Source organism: Paraburkholderia sp. BR14374 (genome assembly GCF_040948685.1).
GTDB classification, from domain to species: Bacteria; Pseudomonadota; Gammaproteobacteria; order Burkholderiales; family Burkholderiaceae; genus Paraburkholderia; species Paraburkholderia youngii.
In genome coordinates, this window is record NZ_JBFPKF010000001.1 from 713,288 (window position 1) to 729,269 (window position 15,982).

Consider the following 15,982-nt stretch of genomic DNA (forward strand, 5'->3'; position numbering starts at 1 on the left):
AGTCGAAGCAAAAGCAGGGGCAACAACAATCACAGGTCCGGTCTCACCCACAGCAACTATCTTGCATGGGATCGTGGTCAGCGTGGAGGCGGGGATCGATACGCCGAAGCGCTCGCTCCGACCAATAAAGGAGACAGCTTCATGGCGATCAGCATCAGTCTGACGGTCAATGGCGCACCCGTGAGCGCCTCAGTTGACCCTGGCACCCTGCTTGTCCAGTTCCTGCGCGATCAACTCCGTCTGACCGGCACCCACGTCGGCTGCGATACCGCGCAATGCGGCGCCTGCACCGTGCATCTGAACGGCCGCGCGATCAAGTCCTGCAACATCCTCGCCGCGCAAGCCGATGGCGCCGAAGTCACGACCATCGAAGGGCTCGCGCACAATGGCACGCTGCATCCGATGCAGGCCGCGTTCAAGCACTGCCACGGTTTGCAATGCGGCTTCTGCACGCCGGGCATGGTGATGAGCGCGGTGTCGCTGGTGCAGCGTCAACCCGATCTGACCGGCGACGAAGTGCGCGAACAGCTCGACGGCAATCTGTGCCGCTGTACGGGCTATCACAACATCGTCAAGGCCGTGCTCGAAGGCGCCGCGGGTATGAAGTCGTCCGCCGCATCGAGCGCATCTGCCGGCGCGAATGCCGCCGGCGCAACCGCCTGAGGAGCCGACGATGAACGCACCCGATACACAGAGCCTCATCGGCGCCGCCGTCGAACGCAAGGAAGACTATCGCTTCCTGACCGGCAAAGGCCAGTACACCGACGACATCGTGCTGCCGCAGCAAACCTACGCGGTGTTCCTGCGCTCGCCGCACGCGCACGCGAAGATCTACAGCATCGACACGAGCGCGGCCAAACAGTCGCCGGGCGTGGTCGCGATCTTCACCGGCGCGGACCTGGCGGCGGAGAAGGTCGGCGGACTGCCATGCGGCTGGCTGATCCACAGCACCGACGGCAAGCCGATGAACGAGCCGCCGCATCCGGTGATCGCGCATACGAAGGCGCGGCATGTGGGCGACCAGATCGCGCTCGTGATCGCCGAATCGATCAAGGCCGCCAAAGATGCGGCCGAACTGATCGAGGTCGATTACGAAGAACTGCCGGCCGTCGTCGATACCGCGCATGCGGCCGACCCGGGTCAGGCGGCGGTGCACGACGAAGTGCCCGACAACGTCTGCTACAACTGGGGTCACGGCGACAAAGCCGCGACCGACGCCGCGTTCGCCAAAGCCGCGCACGTGACCACGCTCGACATCGTCAACAACCGCCTCGTGCCGAACGCGATCGAACCACGCGCGGTCAATGCGAGCTATTCGGCGCAGGACGATAGCTACACGTTGTATGTGGCGAATCAGAATCCGCACGTCGAGCGACTGCTGATGGCCGCGTTCGTGCTGTCGCTGCCGGAATCGAAGCTGCGCGTGATCGCGCCGGACGTCGGCGGCGGCTTCGGCTCGAAGATCTTCCTGTACGCGGAAGACGTCGCGCTCACGTGGGCATCGAAGAAGATCGGCCGGCCGGTCAAATGGACGGCCGAGCGCTCCGAGGCGTTCCTTTCCGACGCGCACGGCCGCGATCACGTGACCAAGGCCGAGCTGGCGATGGACGCCGACGGCAAGTTCCTCGCGATGCGCGTGCATACGATCGCCAACATGGGCGCCTATCTGTCGACGTTCGCGTCGAGCGTGCCGACGATCCTGTACGCGACGCTGCTCGCCGGCCAATACGCGACGCCCGCGATCTACGCGGAAGTGAAGGCGGTCTTCACCAACACCGTTCCGGTCGATGCGTATCGCGGCGCGGGCCGTCCGGAAGCGACGTTCGTCGTCGAGCGTCTGGTCGAAGCCGCGGCGCGCGAGATGAAGCTCGACCCCGCGGAAATTCGCCGCCGCAACTTCATCACGCAGTTCCCGTACGCGACGCCGGTCGGCCTCACCTACGACACCGGCGACTACAACGCGATCCTGTCGCGCGCGCTGACGCTCGCGGACGTCGAAGGTTTCGCCGCGCGTCGGCAGGAATCGGAAAAGAACGGCAAGCGCCGCGGCCTCGGCTACTCGTGCTACATCGAGGCATGCGGTCTCGCGCCGTCGAACATCGCGGGCGCGCTAGGCGCGCGCGCGGGCCTGTTCGAAGTCGGGCAGATTCGCGTGCATCCGACCGGTTCGGTCACAGTGTTCACGGGCTCGCATAGCCACGGCCAGGGCCATGAGACGACCTTCGCGCAAGTGGTCGCCGACCGCCTCGGCATTCCGCTCGAAAGCGTCGAGATCGTGCACGGCGACACCGGCCGCATCGCGTTCGGCATGGGCACGTATGGCTCGCGTTCGATCGCGGTCGGCGGCTCGGCAATCTCGAAGGCGCTCGACAAAATCGAAGCGAAGGCGAAGAAGATCGCCGCGCATCTGCTCGAAGCGTCGGCTGAAGACATCGAGTTCAAGAACGGCGTGTTCCGCGTCGCGGGCACCGACCGCACGAAGGCGTTCGCGGAAATCTCGCTCGCAGCCTACGTGCCGCACAACTATCCGCTCGATGTGCTCGAACCGGGCCTCGAAGAAAGCGCGTTCTATGACCCGACCAACTTCACGTATCCGTCGGGCGCGTACATCTGCGAGATCGAAGTCGATCCGGACACCGGCGAGAGCCGCATCCAGAAGTTCACCGCGGTCGACGATTTCGGCAACGTGATCAATCCGATGATCGTCGAAGGCCAGGTGCATGGCGGGCTCGGGCAAGGCATCGGCCAGGCGATGCTCGAGCGCTGCGTGTACGACAACGACAGCGGCCAGCTGCTGTCCGGCTCGTACATGGACTACGCGATGCCGCACGCGTCCGATCTGCCCGACTTCACGGTCGAGACTTCGAAGGGCACGCCGTGCACGCACAACCCGCTCGGCGTCAAAGGCTGCGGCGAAGCGGGCGCGATCGGCTCACCGCCGGCCGTGATCAACGCGATCATCGACGCGCTCGCGCCGCTTGGCGTGACCAATTTGCAGATGCCGGCCACGCCGCATCGTGTGTGGTCCGCGATTCAAGCGGCGAAGCAAGCCTGACCCAACGATCCTGAGCGGAGCATTCGACATGTATTCATTCGAGTATCAACGCGCGACGGATCCGCAAGCCGCCGCCGCAGCCCTCACCGCCGACCCGGAAGCGAAGTTTCTCGCCGGCGGCCAGAGCCTTCTGCCGACGATGCGCCTGCGTCTTGCGCAGCCGTCGCAACTGATCGACGTGACGCGCATTCCCGCGCTCAAGACGATTAGCGTCGACGCCAACAAGGTAACGATCGGCGCGGCCGTTTGTCATGCCGACGTCGCCGAGCATGCGGACGTGCGGCGCGTGTTGCCCGCGCTCGCGGAGCTGGCTTCGAATATCGGCGATCGCCAGGTGCGCGCGCTCGGCACGATCGGCGGCTCGCTCGCGAACAACGATCCGGCCGCGTGCTACCCGGCCGCCGCGATGGGGCTCGACGCGACGATCGTCACGGATCGGCGGCGCATCGCCTCGAGCGATTTCTTCGTCGGCATGTACGAGACCGCGCTCGAACCCGACGAGTTGATCGTCGCCGTCGAGTTTCCGGTGCCCGAGCGCGCCGCGTACGAGAAATTCCGCAATCCGGCCTCGCACTTCGCGCTGGTCGGCGTGTTCGTCGCGAAGTCCGCAGGCGGTGTGCGGGTTGCGGTGACGGGTGCGGCGTCGTCGGTATTTCGCGTGCCCGAGCTCGAAAGCGCGCTGTCGGCGAACTTCACGCCCGAGGCGGCACGCGCGGTCAGCGTGTCGCCCGACGAGCTGAACGACGACATGCACGCGAGCGCCGCGTATCGCGCGCATCTGATTCCGCTGCTCGCCGCGCGCGCGGTCGCGAAGGCAAATGCCTAGCGATACTCGCTAGGCGGCCCGGCTTGCCGCGCGAACATCTTGGCGCGCGCAAGCCGGCTTCGTTCCTTTCGCGAGCAGGCGCCTGCGTTCGACGCCGAGCTCGCGCCCATTGCGTTCTTCACTCGCGCCACGCCTTGTCATGGCCTGTCGCGCAGATTCAGGACCACCATGCAGCCGGCTTCGATCGACGACACCCTCGCCCAACTCGCCGCCCAAGGCTATTTCGCGAGCCGCGAACTCGCGACCGCGCTGTATCTCGCGCTCTGCATGGAGCGGCCGCTGTTCGTCGAAGGCGAGCCGGGTGTCGGCAAGACCGAGCTCGCGAAAGCGGCGGCCGGCATGCTCGGCACCACGCTGCTGCGGCTCCAATGCTATGAAGGACTCGACACCGCGAGCGCGCTTTATGAGTGGGACTACCCGCGCCAGATCATGGCGCTGCGGCTCGCCGAAGCGAGCGGCGAGCGCCCCGACAACGACACGCTGTATCGCGGCGAATTCCTGCTGAAGCGTCCGCTTCTACAGGCACTGATGCCCGACGAAAACCATCCCGGCGCGCGACGCGTGCTGCTGATCGACGAAATCGACCGCGCCGACGAACCGTTCGAGGCTTTCCTGCTCGAACTGCTTTCGGATTTCCAGGTATCGATTCCCGAATACGGCACCGTGCGCGCCGCACAGCCGCCGCTCGTCATCATGACGTCGAACCGCACGCGCGAAGTGCACGATGCGTTGAAGCGCCGCTGTCTGTATCAATGGATCGGCTATCCGGATCGCGAGCGCGAACTCGAGATCGTCGCCGCGCGCGCGCCGCAAACGTCGGCGCAATTGCAGCGGCGCGCGGTCGACTTCGTGCATCGGCTGCGCGGCATGGACCTGTTCAAGGCGCCCGGCATCGCAGAAACGATCGACTGGTGCCGCGCGCTCGAAGCGCTGTCGGTGACGGAGCTCGATCCGCAATCGGTGCAGAACACGCTCGGCGTGCTGCTCAAGTATCAGGACGATCTCGCGCGCGTGGATGCCGCGCAGATCTCGCAGTGTCTGGCCGGGTGAGGGTCGTCGGCATGACGAACGACATCGGCATAGGCAGACACGACGGCGAAAAGCAGCAGTCCGCGCCCATGCTCGCGCGCAACGTCGTTCATTTCGTGCGCGTGCTGCGCGGCGCCGGTTTGCCGATGTCGCCCGCACAGGCCGTCGACGCGCTCGCCGCGTTGCAGTGGATCGATCTCGGCCGCCGCGACGACGTGCGCGCCGCGCTTGCCGCGCTGCTCGTCACCGCGCCCGACGAACGCGAGCTCTTCAATGCCGCATTCGATCTTTTCTGGCGCGACCCCGACTGGGAGGGCAAGCTGCGCGCACTGCTGCTGCCGAAAGTGCGCGACGGCCTGCCGCCGCCGAAGCGCAACAACCGTCTCGCCGATGCGCTCGCGGTACGCATGCCGCCGTCGCCGCCTCTGAATGCGCCGCAAGAAACCGAGCAGCACGAGTTGCATGCCCAGTTGACGTTCAGCGCGGAAGAGCGGCTGCGTCATCGCGATTTCGACACGCTGAGCGCCGACGAATGGCGCACGCTGCGTCATCTGATCCGCGGCCAGCGGCTGCCGCTCGCCACCGAACCGACGCGGCGTCTGAAGGCGGCATCGCACGGCACGCACGCGGACCTGCGCGCGAGCGCGCGGCACGCGGTGCGCGCCGGTGGCGACTGGACCGTGTGGAAGTATCGCGCGAGGGTCGAGCGCAAGCCGCCGCTCGTGCTGCTGCTCGACATTTCCGGCTCGATGAGCAACTACTCGCGCGCGGTGCTGTACTTCTGCCACGCGTTGTTGCAGTCGCGCGAACGTCTGCAGGTGTTTCTGTTCGGCACGCGGCTCACGAACGCGACGCGCGCATTGCGCGAACGCGATCCCGACGTCGCGATCGCGACGCTCAGCGATCAGGTGGTCGACTGGTCGGGCGGCACGCGCATCGGCGCGGCGCTCGCCGAATTCAACCGACGCTGGGCGCGCCGCGTGCTCACAGGTCGTGCAACGGTGCTGCTCGTCACCGACGGTCTCGATCACGAAGCGATCGACGTGCTCGATACCGAAATGGCGCGCCTCGCACGTTTCGCGCATCGCATCGTGTGGCTCAATCCGCTGCTGCGGTTCAGCGGCTTCACTCCGAAGGCGCGCGGCGTGCAGGCGATCCTGCCGTATGTCGACGCGCATCGTCCGGTTCATAATCTAGACAGTCTCGCAGCGTTCGGCCGCGATCTCGCGCAATTGACGCGCACGCCTCGCCACGCCGTCGCCGCGACGACACTCGCAGGAGCAACGTCATGGAATTGAGCGAAACTCATACGCTGCCGGTCGCGCAGCAGCAAACGTGGGACGCGTTGAACGACACGGAGATTCTGCGCGTCTGCATCCCCGGTTGCGAAAGCATCGACCCGGACGGCGAAAACGCGTACCTGGTCACGCTGAGCGCGGCGGTCGGCCCGGTCAAGGCGCGCTTCAAGGGGCGCATGCAACTGACCGACATCGACGCGCCGAACGCCTACACGATCGTGTTCGAAGGCCAGGGCGGAGCGGCCGGCTTCGCGAAGGGCAATACGCAGGTCACGCTCGAAGCCGACGGCGATGCCGCGACGAAACTCTCCTACACCGCCAACGCGCAGGTCGGCGGCAAGCTCGCGCAGATCGGCTCGCGGCTCGTCGACGGCGCGGCGCGCAAGATTGCCGGGGAGTTTTTCAAGCGCTTGAGTGCCCAGCTCTCGGGTGAGAATAGCGCTGATGAAGCGGCGGACGGTGACGCCTCGGTGGATACCGAAGCCGAAGCTGCGTCAGCGTCAGCGTCCGCGTCTGCGCAAGCGGAATCGAACGACGCCGCGGACGGAGAGTCCGGCGGCGAAACCAAGAAGGGGAAGAAATCATGGACAGCGTGGATCTCGAAGTTCTGAAAACCAGCGCCCGCTGGCTGGACGACGGACATCGCGCGCTCCTCGTGACGGTCGTGAAGACGTGGGGCTCGTCGCCGCGTCCCGAGGGCGCGATGCTCGCGGTGCGCGACGACGGCCTCGTGGTGGGCTCGGTGTCGGGCGGCTGCATCGAAGACGATCTGATTGACCGCGTACGGCAACAGGGCATCGAGCAGACGCATCCGGAAGCGGTGAAATACGGGATCACAGCCGAGGAAGCTCATCGCTTCGGGCTGCCGTGCGGCGGCACGATCCAGCTCGTGCTAGAACCGTTGACGCGGCAAAGCGGCATCGCCGAGTTGTGTCACGCGGTGGAGAACGGCCGGCTCGTCGCGCGTGAACTCGACATGGCGACGGGCGCGGTGCGGCTCGACAACGCGCAGGCGACCGACGGCGTGCATTTCGACGGTGAGCGTCTGCTGACGATTCACGGCCCGCGCTACCGGATGCTCGTGATCGGCGCCGGGCAGTTGTCGCGCTACCTGTGCCACATCGCGGTGGGGCTCGATTATCAGGTGACGGTCTGCGATCCGCGCGAGGAATACACCGAGGAATGGGACGTGCCGGGCACGAAGATCGTCCGCACGATGCCGGACGATACCGTGATCGACATGAAGCTCGACGAGCGCTCTGCGGTGATCGCGCTCACGCACGATCCGAAGCTCGACGATCTCGCGCTGATGGAAGCATTGAAGACGCCGGCGTTTTATGTCGGCGCGCTCGGCTCGCGCCGGAACAATCACGCGAGACGCGAGCGTTTGAAGGAGTTCGATTTGAACGAAGCCGAACTGGCCCGTTTGCATGGGCCAGTCGGCATTTATATCGGCAGCAGGACGCCGCCTGAGATCGCCGTGTCGATTCTCGCGGAGGTGACGGCGGCCAAGAATGGCGTGTCGCTGCCGACGCTATTGCAGGTCGAAGGGGCGAAGGCTGCGCGGGAGATTGCGGCGTCGGGTGGCGCCGCTTGCAAAGTGTAGCCTGCCGCCTTCAACAAACCAGACGGAGGGCACCGGGCGTGCCTTCCGCGCTTACATCAAGCCGCAAACCACCGCCGCGATCACTGATCCGCTCACCAGTACCACGCCCACCACGCGGCGTTTATTCAATTCGGTCCACAGCAGCACGCCGGTCAGCGACAGCAGAATCAGGCTGCCCGCGATCGTGTCGATCAACAGCACCCACCCGACGCTGAGACCCACGCCCTTGTGCAGATTGCTCAGCGTCGCGAAAAACGAGTTGCGCGTGTGCTTCACCGTCACGAAGCCATTGCCGACCCAGTACTCGGCCTGCACGCTCTGGCCCGGGCCCATGATGCCGACCTGCCATTGCTCAGGCTGAATCGTGCTGTGATCGCCCCACGCGACCGGATGGGCGGGCTCGCGCTTCGCGCGTCCAGGCTTGCCGTCGATCTTCAGTTCGCGTTGCAGCCACTTCGCCATCTCCCCCGGCGAGTGCAGCGGTTTCTCAGGCACCGCGATCTGCATTTCCTCGACCTGCGGCGCGCCCGGGGAAACTTTGAGCGGACCGGCGCGATGATTGAGCAGAAAACCGGTCACGCCGAACATCAGCCCGAGCACCGCGCCCCACAAGCCGATCCAGCCATGCACATTGCGCAGCCACTTGATGAAGGTCGCACGACGCGAACGTTGCCGCCCCGGCGCCTGCTGCGCGGCGGCGCCCGGCGCGGAGACGCCCGGCGCGGCGACGGTAGGTTTCAAATCGATCGATTCAGGCGCTTTCAAAACGGACTCCGGGCTACAGCGGTAACAAGAATTCGAGTGAGAAGAGGCGGATCGGCCGGCTTGTGGTCCGGGCGATCGCGTGAAGGGCTGGCTGGCGGTTACAGAGGAGGAGACGCGCGACAAAAAGCTTGCGATGCCTTTCAATTGAGAAACATTATCATTACACGATTAAGTGTTTTGCTCAATGTCGGGACGCTGTGGGTGCGCGGTGCATACCCGCCGGGCAATCTCCGAGTCGCTTCCAGATGCGCGCCAGCCGCTTGACATCCGCGCGGCGTGAAACGACGCTAGCTGGCGATGCCGTCAACGTTATCGTCCGGGGATACCTGCCGTCATGCGACTCTGCCTCGTGGTCCTTGCCACCGCCAGCTGGCTGGCCGGCATTCATGCCGCGAGCGCGAGCGTGCCGGTCAAACTGGACGACCCGTACACCAACGAAGGCGAGACGCAGACCTTCACCATCAACGCGGACGGCTCGTATGCGAAGCTCGATTCGATGACGCTGCGCGTGAACAACGAAGCCGGTGTCGAGCGGGTCGCGCAGCAATACATCTGGTTCAACCGCAACATGGCCGACGTGCAGATCCTCGAGGCCTATACGGTCACCGCCGATGGTAAACGTCACGACGTAGCGCCCGAGCAGATCCGCGACGTGCAGGAAGTCCGTTCGTTCGACGCGCCGATGTTCCAGGACATCCAGGAAAAGGCGATCGTGTTCCCCGCGGTCGAACCCGGCGCGCGCGTGCATCTGATGTACCGCAAGACGCAGCGGCAGCCGATCGTGCCTGGAGAATTCAGCGACTTCACGCCGCCCGACCTCGCGCCGACCCGCAACTTCCGCCTGATCTACGACCTGCCCGCTGACAAGCCGTTGTACGCGGACGCGCGCGGCTTCAGCGCGGTGACGCCCATCACGCGCGACGGCCGCACGCGCTACGAATTCCGCTACGACAAGGCGCATTTCGACCGGCTCGAACGCGGCTCGATCGCGTACGTGTCATACGGGGATCGGCTGATGGTGTCGACGTTTCCGAGCTATGCCGCGTTCGCCGCGTCCTATCGCAGCTCCGCGGCCGACCCGGGTACGCACGACGCCGCGATCACCCAGCTCGCGCAGCAGTTGACCGCGCACGATCACACCCCGCGCGACAAAGCCAAAACGCTGTACGACTGGGTTCGCCGCAATATCCGCTATGTCGCGATCTACGTCGGGCGAGGCTCCGTCGTGCCGCACAGCGCGAGCGCGATCCTCGCGAACCGCTATGGCGATTGCAAGGACCATGTCGCGCTCTACGGCGCGCTGCTCGACGCGGTCGGCGTGCGCAACGAGCCGGCGCTGATCAGCAGCGGCACCATCTACACGCTGCCGAGCGTGCCCGGCTACGGCGTCATCAATCATGCGATCACGTGGCTGCCCGATTTGCAGACGTACGCGGATTCGACCGCGTCGAACGTCGAGTTCGGTTTTCTGCCTTCATCCGACATGAACCGTCCCACCGTGTTGATCGACGACGGCGTGCTCGCACAAACACCGGCCACCGCGCAGATGTCGCGCAGCACCGATCTCGCGATCAAGATCGAACCGGACGGCTCGGCGAGCTTCACGTATCGGCTGCAGGATGCCGGACCGCATGCCGAGCAGGCCCGCGCGCGGCTACGCACGCAGACGCCCGGGCAACGAGAGGAATCGATCCAGGCCGAGTTGCGCAACGCGAATCTGCGCGGCACCGCGACGCTGACGACGAGCGACCTCAGCGCAGTCGACGGCCCGCTCACGCTGACGATGAAAGGCACGCTGGAAAGTCTCGTGGTGACCGGCATGACCGCATCGATCCCGGCCTTGACGAGCCTCGGCGGCGGCGTCGAGGCCGATACGCGCTACTGGCTCGGCGAACGCAAGCGCACGCAGCCGTTCGTGTGCCACAACCTCGCGATCCACGAACGCGCGCGCATCGAACTGCCGGCCAACTTCCGCGTGCTCGACATGCCGGAGGCGCAACGCACGCAGGACCGCTTCGTCGATTTCACGTCGGAGTACACGTTCGATCCGCTCAGCAACGTGGTCACGATGACGCGCGACGGCGCCACCCATTTCGACAGCGACGTGTGCACGCCCGAAGATTTCACGCGCATGCGTCCCGCGATCGAAGCGATCGGACGGGACGTGCGTGCGGAGGTGATCGTCAGATCGACGCTGGTGGAGTCGTCGAACGTGGCGTCGCAGGCGCCTTGACCATCAACGCGTCAACGCGTCAAACCGGCCACAACGGCCCTTCCTGCATCGCGCCGATCTGCTCGCGCATCTCGAGGATGCGGTCCTCCCAGTAGCGTTGGGTGTTGAACCATGGAAACGCCGCCGGAAACGCCGGATCGTTCCAGCGGCGCGCGAGCCATGCCTGATAGTGAATCAGCCGCAACGTGCGCAGCGCTTCGATCAGATACAGTTCGCGCGGCTCGAACTCGCAGAAATCCTCGTAGCCGGCGAGCAGATCGGCGAGCGCGCGCGACGCCTCCGCGCGTTCACCCGGTAGCAGCAGCCACAGGTCCTGAATCGCCGGACCCATGCGGCTGTCGTCGAAATCGACGAAATGCGGGCCCGCATCGGTCCACAACACGTTGCTCGGATGACAGTCGCCATGCAGACGCAAGGTGCGAATCTCGCCGGCCCGCTCGAACGCACGCGCGACGCCTTCGAGCGCAAGATTCACGACGGTTTCCCACGCGGTGCGCAGGTCGTCGGGCACGAAACGATGCGCGAGCAGGAAGTCGCGCGGCTCGTAGCCGAACGTGTCGATGTTCAGCGCGGGACGTGCCGCGTAGTCCTGGGTCTGCCCGATCGCATGAATGCGTCCGATGAAACGTCCGAGCCATTCGAGCGTGTCGCGCCGATCGAGATCCGGCGCGCGACCTCCGCGTCGCTCGAAGACCGAGAAGCGGAAACCGTCGAAGCTATGCAGTGTGCGGCCATCGAGCATGCGCGCAGGCACGGCCGGAATCTCGCGCGCGGCGAGCTCGGCGACGAACGCGTGCTCTTCGAGAATCGCCGCGTCGCTCCAACGCTCGGGACGATAGAACTTCGCGACCACGGGCGGACCGTCTTCGACGCCGACCTGATACACGCGATTTTCGTAGCTGTTGAGCGGCAGCAGACGGCCGTCGGTCCGCACGCCGGACGTTGCGAGCACGCCGTCGATCGCGTCCAGCACGGTTTCCGGCGTGAGCCGCGCGAACGGCACGGCGCCATCGGCGCCGGCCTCAGGATGGAAATTATCGGGAATGGTGTCGTTCATGCCCCGCATTGTGCGCCGCGCCGCGGCTAAAGACGAGGGCGACGGCTCGCAATGCGTGCGTGGCATCGCTTAGAAATACGGGCTGATTTGCGGCGCGCCGTGAATCGACGCGCGCATCGACCCGCAGCGATGCTGGCGAGCCGATCTCACCTTACAACATCACTACAGCCCGCTCCTGCGTGTCACACCACGGCAATGAGCAACAGGTAAGCCTCTCGTTCAATGCGTCTGCGCGCCGGCCGGACGTATCAGGTCGCCGGTATCGATCAGATCTTCGAGGAAAAAGGGTTCGGTATTGAGCTGCGGCGATGCGCCGGGTTCGCCGGCGTACCACGCCACCATCGCCATGTCGCCAAGAATGCGCATGACGATTCCGCGCGCGCCTTGCGGCACGGCGATATGTACCGATCGGACAATGGAACCGACTTGCATGATAATTCCCCGCTTCCCTTAGCCGGCTTTATGATTTCACGCCGGTCGAGGTGATGATAAAAACGCCGCTTCGCATTGGACGTTGCGTGCGCACTTGATCTGTCGCGCGCATGGCGCGTGAGAGGTTCGAGTCATTGTTCCCGCTTTGCGGGGCTTTGGGAAGGCGAATAGAAGGCTTTCACCAGTCGTTTCGCCCTATTCCCATTACGCTGCGCACAGCCGATGATCTCGGCGTCAGACGTCGTAATGAAGACCATCATAAACCCTGCCGGGGGGAGACATCAAAAACGTGCATTACCAGAACGATCTGCCAGATGCGAGTGAGGCGCAGCTTCGCACCTGCCTTCGCGCCGACCGGCGCGCCTGCGTTTCCGATCCGCGCGGCGCGAGTGCCGCTGATTTCATTCGACTGCACTAGTCATGTGGATCGTTCGTCTTGCGCTACGGCGCCCCTATACGTTCGTCGTGCTGGCGTTGCTGTTGCTGATCGTCGGGCCACTGACGATTCTGCGCACGCCCACCGACATCTTTCCGAACATCGATATTCCGGTGCTGTCGGTGATCTGGTCGTACAACGGCCTGCCCGCCGACGAAATGGAGCGGCGCATCGCGCTGAACTACGAGCGCGGCTTGTCGGTAGCGGTCAACGATATCGAACACACGGAATCGACGTCGCTGAACGGCATCACGGTCATCAAGATCTTTTTCCAGCCGGGCGCGAATATCGACGAAGCGCTCGCGCAGGTCACCGCGCTGTCGCAGTCGCAAGTGCGCTCGCTGCCGCCCGGCATCACCCCGCCGTTCATCCTGCGCTACAACGCGTCGACGGTGCCGATTCTGCGGCTCGCGTTGTCGTCCGCGTCGCTGACCGAGCAGGAACTGTTCGACTTCGGCAATAACTTCCTGAAGACGCAGCTCGCCACCGTGCCGGGTGCATCCGCGCCGCTGCCGTATGGCGGCAAGCAACGGCAGATCATGATCGATATCGATTCGCGCAAGCTGCAGGAGCGCAATCTGTCGCCGATGGACGTGGTCAGCGCGGTCTCCGCGCAGAACCTGATTCTGCCTTCGGGCACCGCGAAAATCGGCTCGACCGAGTACTCGGTGGTAATGAACGGCAGCCCCGATTCGCTCGCCGGGCTGAACAACATTCCTATCCGCACCACCGCAAGCGGCACCGTCTATATCCGCGACGTCGCGCACGTGCGCGACGGCTACCAGCCGCAGACCAACATCGTGCGCGTGAACGGCCAGCGCGCCGCGCTGCTGACGATCAACAAAAGCGGCAACACGTCCACGCTCGATATCGTCGACCGCATCAAGACGATGATGCCGACGCTGCGCAATCTGGTGCCGCCGTCGCTGAATATCGACCCTGTCGCCGACCAGTCGCTGTTCGTGCGTGCGTCGGTGGAGGGCGTGCTGCGTGAAGCGCTGATCGCCGCGTGCCTGACGGGCCTGATGATTCTGCTGTTCCTCGGCAACTGGCGCGCGACGCTGATCATCGCGGTATCGATTCCGTTGTCGATGATCACGTCGATCATCGCGTTGTCCGCGCTCGGCCAGACGATCAACATCATGACGCTCGGCGGGCTCGCGCTCGCGGTCGGGATTCTGGTCGACGATGCGACGGTCGCGATCGAGAACATCAGCCATCAGCTCGAACAGGGCAAGACGCTGGAACAGGCGATTCTCGACGGCGCGCATCAGATCGCGATTCCGACGCTCGTGTCGACGTTGTCGATCTGTATCGTGTTCGTGCCGATGTTTCTGCTCACCGGTGTCGCGCACTACCTGTTCATTCCGCTCGCCGAAGCGGTGGTGTTCGCGATGCTCGCGTCGTACTTCTTCTCGCGTACGCTCGTGCCGACGCTCGCGAAATATCTGCTGCGCTATCACCACAAGCCCGCTGATCTGCATCACGCACCGGCGCAAACGCGCAATCCGTTCATGCGCGTGCACTATGCGTTTGAGCGCGGTTTCTCGCGTTTGCGCGAGCGCTATCGCGTGTTTCTCGAAGCGCGTATCGCGCGACCGGGTCTGTTCGTCACGCTGTTTCTCGTGTGCTGTGGCGCGTCGCTGCTATTGCTGACGTTTATCGGCCGCGACTTTTTCCCCGCCGTCGATGCCGGCACGATCGCACTACATATGCGCGCAAAAACCGGCATGCGGGTCGAGGAAACCGCGGTGCTGACCGATCGAGTCGATGCGCGCATCCGTCAGCTGATTCCGGCCGGCGAACTGCATTCGATCATCGACAATATCGGCCTGCCGGTGTCGGGTATCAACCTGTCGTACAGCAACACGGGCACGATCGGCACCTCCGACTCGGACATCCTGATCACGCTGAATCCCGAACATCATCCGAGCGCCGGCTATGTGCGCACCTTGCGGCGCACGCTCACCGACGAATTCCCCGGCGTGCAGTTCGCGTTTCTGCCGGCCGATATCGTCAGTCAGACGCTGAATTTCGGCATGCCGTCGGCGATCGACATCCAGATCGTCGGCCGTGAGGTAGCCGCCAATCGTGCGTTCGCCGCGAAGCTGCTGAACCGTCTGCGCACGGTGCCGGGTCTCGTCGATGCGCGCATCCAGCAGCCCGCCGATCTGCCGCGGATTTTCATCGACGTCGATCGCACGCGCGCGCAGCAAGCGGGTTTTTCGCAGCGCGATATCGCGAGCAATCTGCTGATCACGCTGTCGGGCAGCCAGCAGACCACGCCGACGTTCTGGCTCAATCCGCGCAACGGCGTCAGCTACAACGTGATCACGGAAGCGCCGCAATACACCATCGATTCGCTGCAATCGCTCGCGAACATTCCGTTGAACGCCAACGGCCGCAACAACATTCTCGGCTCGCTCGCGACGATGCGCCGCGAAGCCAGCAACGCGGTGCTCACGCACTACAACGCGCAAACCACGATCGACATCTACGGCACCGCCGACGGCCGCGACCTCGGCGGCGTGTCCGACGACATCCGCAAGATCATCGACGAATCGAAAGCCGAGCTGCCGAAGAGCTCGACGATCGAACTGCGCGGCCAGGTGCAAACGATGAACGAGTCGTTCTCGGGCCTGCTCGCCGGTCTGGTGTTCGCGGTGCTGCTCGTGTATCTGCTGATCGTCGTCAATTTCCAGTCGTGGCTCGATTCGTTCATCATCATCACCGCGCTGCCGGGCGCGCTCGCGGGCATCGTGTGGATGCTGTTCCTCACCCACACCACACTGTCGATCCCGGCCCTCACCGGCGCGATCATGTGTATCGGCATCGCGACCGCGAACTCGATTCTGGTGATCAGCTTCGCGCGCGAACAGCTGCTGCTGCACGGCGACGCGACCCGCGCGGCGATCGAAGCGGGCTTCACGCGTTTCCGCCCGGTGCTGATGACCGCGCTCGCGATGGTGATCGGCATGGTGCCGATGGCGATCGGTCTCGGCGAAGGCGGCGAGCAGAATGCGCCGCTCGGGCGCGCGGTGATCGGCGGGCTCGCGGTCGGCACGCTGGCCACGCTGATCTTCGTGCCGGTGGTGTTCTCGATGATCTATCGACGGCTCGCGGCGCGGCATCAGCGTGCCGCGGAACACGTGGTGCAGAAGCCATGAACATCCAGCACGCGATGACCGTACCAACTGGCACGCGCAACATGCGATGCCACGACACAAGAGGCAGCCTCGACTGCC

Annotated in this window: 12 protein-coding genes; 9 read left to right on the forward strand and 3 right to left on the reverse strand. The window is 64.8% G+C overall.

The window, feature by feature from the left end:
- Positions 1-141: 141 nt before the first annotated feature.
- The 7 genes from AB3X86_RS03235 (at position 142) to AB3X86_RS03265 (ending at position 7,814) form a co-directional block, all read left to right on the forward strand.
- Entirely contained in the window at positions 142-663 is a 522-nt protein-coding gene (locus AB3X86_RS03235; protein ID WP_368594893.1) for a (2Fe-2S)-binding protein, read from the forward strand.
- 10 nt (positions 664-673) lie between these two features.
- Positions 674-3,055 (forward strand): xanthine dehydrogenase family protein molybdopterin-binding subunit, encoded by a 2,382-nt coding sequence (locus tag AB3X86_RS03240; RefSeq protein ID WP_368594894.1) that lies wholly within the window; start codon positions 674-676, stop codon positions 3,053-3,055.
- A gap of 28 nt (positions 3,056-3,083) precedes the next feature.
- The gene (locus AB3X86_RS03245; protein WP_368594895.1) at positions 3,084-3,881 is read left to right on the forward strand and encodes a xanthine dehydrogenase family protein subunit M; all 798 of its coding nucleotides are present in this window, start codon (positions 3,084-3,086) and stop codon (positions 3,879-3,881) included.
- A gap of 168 nt (positions 3,882-4,049) precedes the next feature.
- On the forward strand, positions 4,050-4,931 hold the full coding sequence (locus tag AB3X86_RS03250) for an AAA family ATPase (RefSeq protein WP_368594896.1): 882 nt from the start codon (positions 4,050-4,052) through the stop codon (positions 4,929-4,931).
- Positions 4,932-4,942: 11 nt separating this feature from the next.
- Positions 4,943-6,208: a VWA domain-containing protein gene (locus AB3X86_RS03255; protein ID WP_368594897.1), complete on the forward strand. Its 1,266-nt coding sequence runs from the start codon at positions 4,943-4,945 to the stop codon at positions 6,206-6,208.
- The gene (locus AB3X86_RS03260; RefSeq protein ID WP_368594898.1) at positions 6,199-6,819 is read left to right on the forward strand and encodes a CoxG family protein; all 621 of its coding nucleotides are present in this window, start codon (positions 6,199-6,201) and stop codon (positions 6,817-6,819) included. Before AB3X86_RS03255 ends, AB3X86_RS03260 begins: the two co-directional genes overlap by 10 nt.
- On the forward strand, positions 6,792-7,814 hold the full coding sequence (locus tag AB3X86_RS03265; RefSeq protein ID WP_368594899.1) for an XdhC family protein: 1,023 nt from the start codon (positions 6,792-6,794) through the stop codon (positions 7,812-7,814). The genes AB3X86_RS03260 and AB3X86_RS03265 overlap by 28 nt, the downstream gene beginning before the upstream one ends.
- Positions 7,815-7,865: 51 nt before the next feature.
- Here AB3X86_RS03265 and AB3X86_RS03270 read toward each other — a convergent pair whose 3' ends face one another.
- Entirely contained in the window at positions 7,866-8,579 is a 714-nt protein-coding gene (locus tag AB3X86_RS03270) for a PepSY-associated TM helix domain-containing protein (protein ID WP_368594900.1), read from the reverse strand.
- A 334-nt stretch (positions 8,580-8,913) separates the two neighbouring features.
- Here AB3X86_RS03270 and AB3X86_RS03275 point away from each other — a divergent pair, with 334 nt between their 5' ends.
- Positions 8,914-10,812 carry a DUF3857 domain-containing transglutaminase family protein gene (locus tag AB3X86_RS03275; RefSeq protein WP_368594901.1) on the forward strand — a complete coding sequence of 633 codons (1,899 nt, stop codon included), beginning with the start codon at positions 8,914-8,916 and terminating at the stop codon, positions 10,810-10,812.
- A gap of 19 nt (positions 10,813-10,831) precedes the next feature.
- Here AB3X86_RS03275 and AB3X86_RS03280 read toward each other — a convergent pair whose 3' ends face one another.
- Complete coding sequence (locus tag AB3X86_RS03280; protein ID WP_368594902.1) at positions 10,832-11,869, reverse strand: serine/threonine protein kinase; 1,038 nt, start codon at positions 11,867-11,869, stop codon at positions 10,832-10,834.
- Positions 11,870-12,088: 219 nt separating this feature from the next.
- Positions 12,089-12,301, reverse strand: coding sequence for a hypothetical protein (locus AB3X86_RS03285; protein WP_176122332.1), 213 nt, complete (start codon positions 12,299-12,301; stop codon positions 12,089-12,091).
- Positions 12,302-12,721: 420 nt separating this feature from the next.
- Between AB3X86_RS03285 and AB3X86_RS03290 the strand changes: the two genes are divergently transcribed.
- Entirely contained in the window at positions 12,722-15,904 is a 3,183-nt protein-coding gene (locus tag AB3X86_RS03290; RefSeq protein WP_368594903.1) for an efflux RND transporter permease subunit, read from the forward strand.
- Positions 15,905-15,982 lie beyond the last annotated feature (78 nt).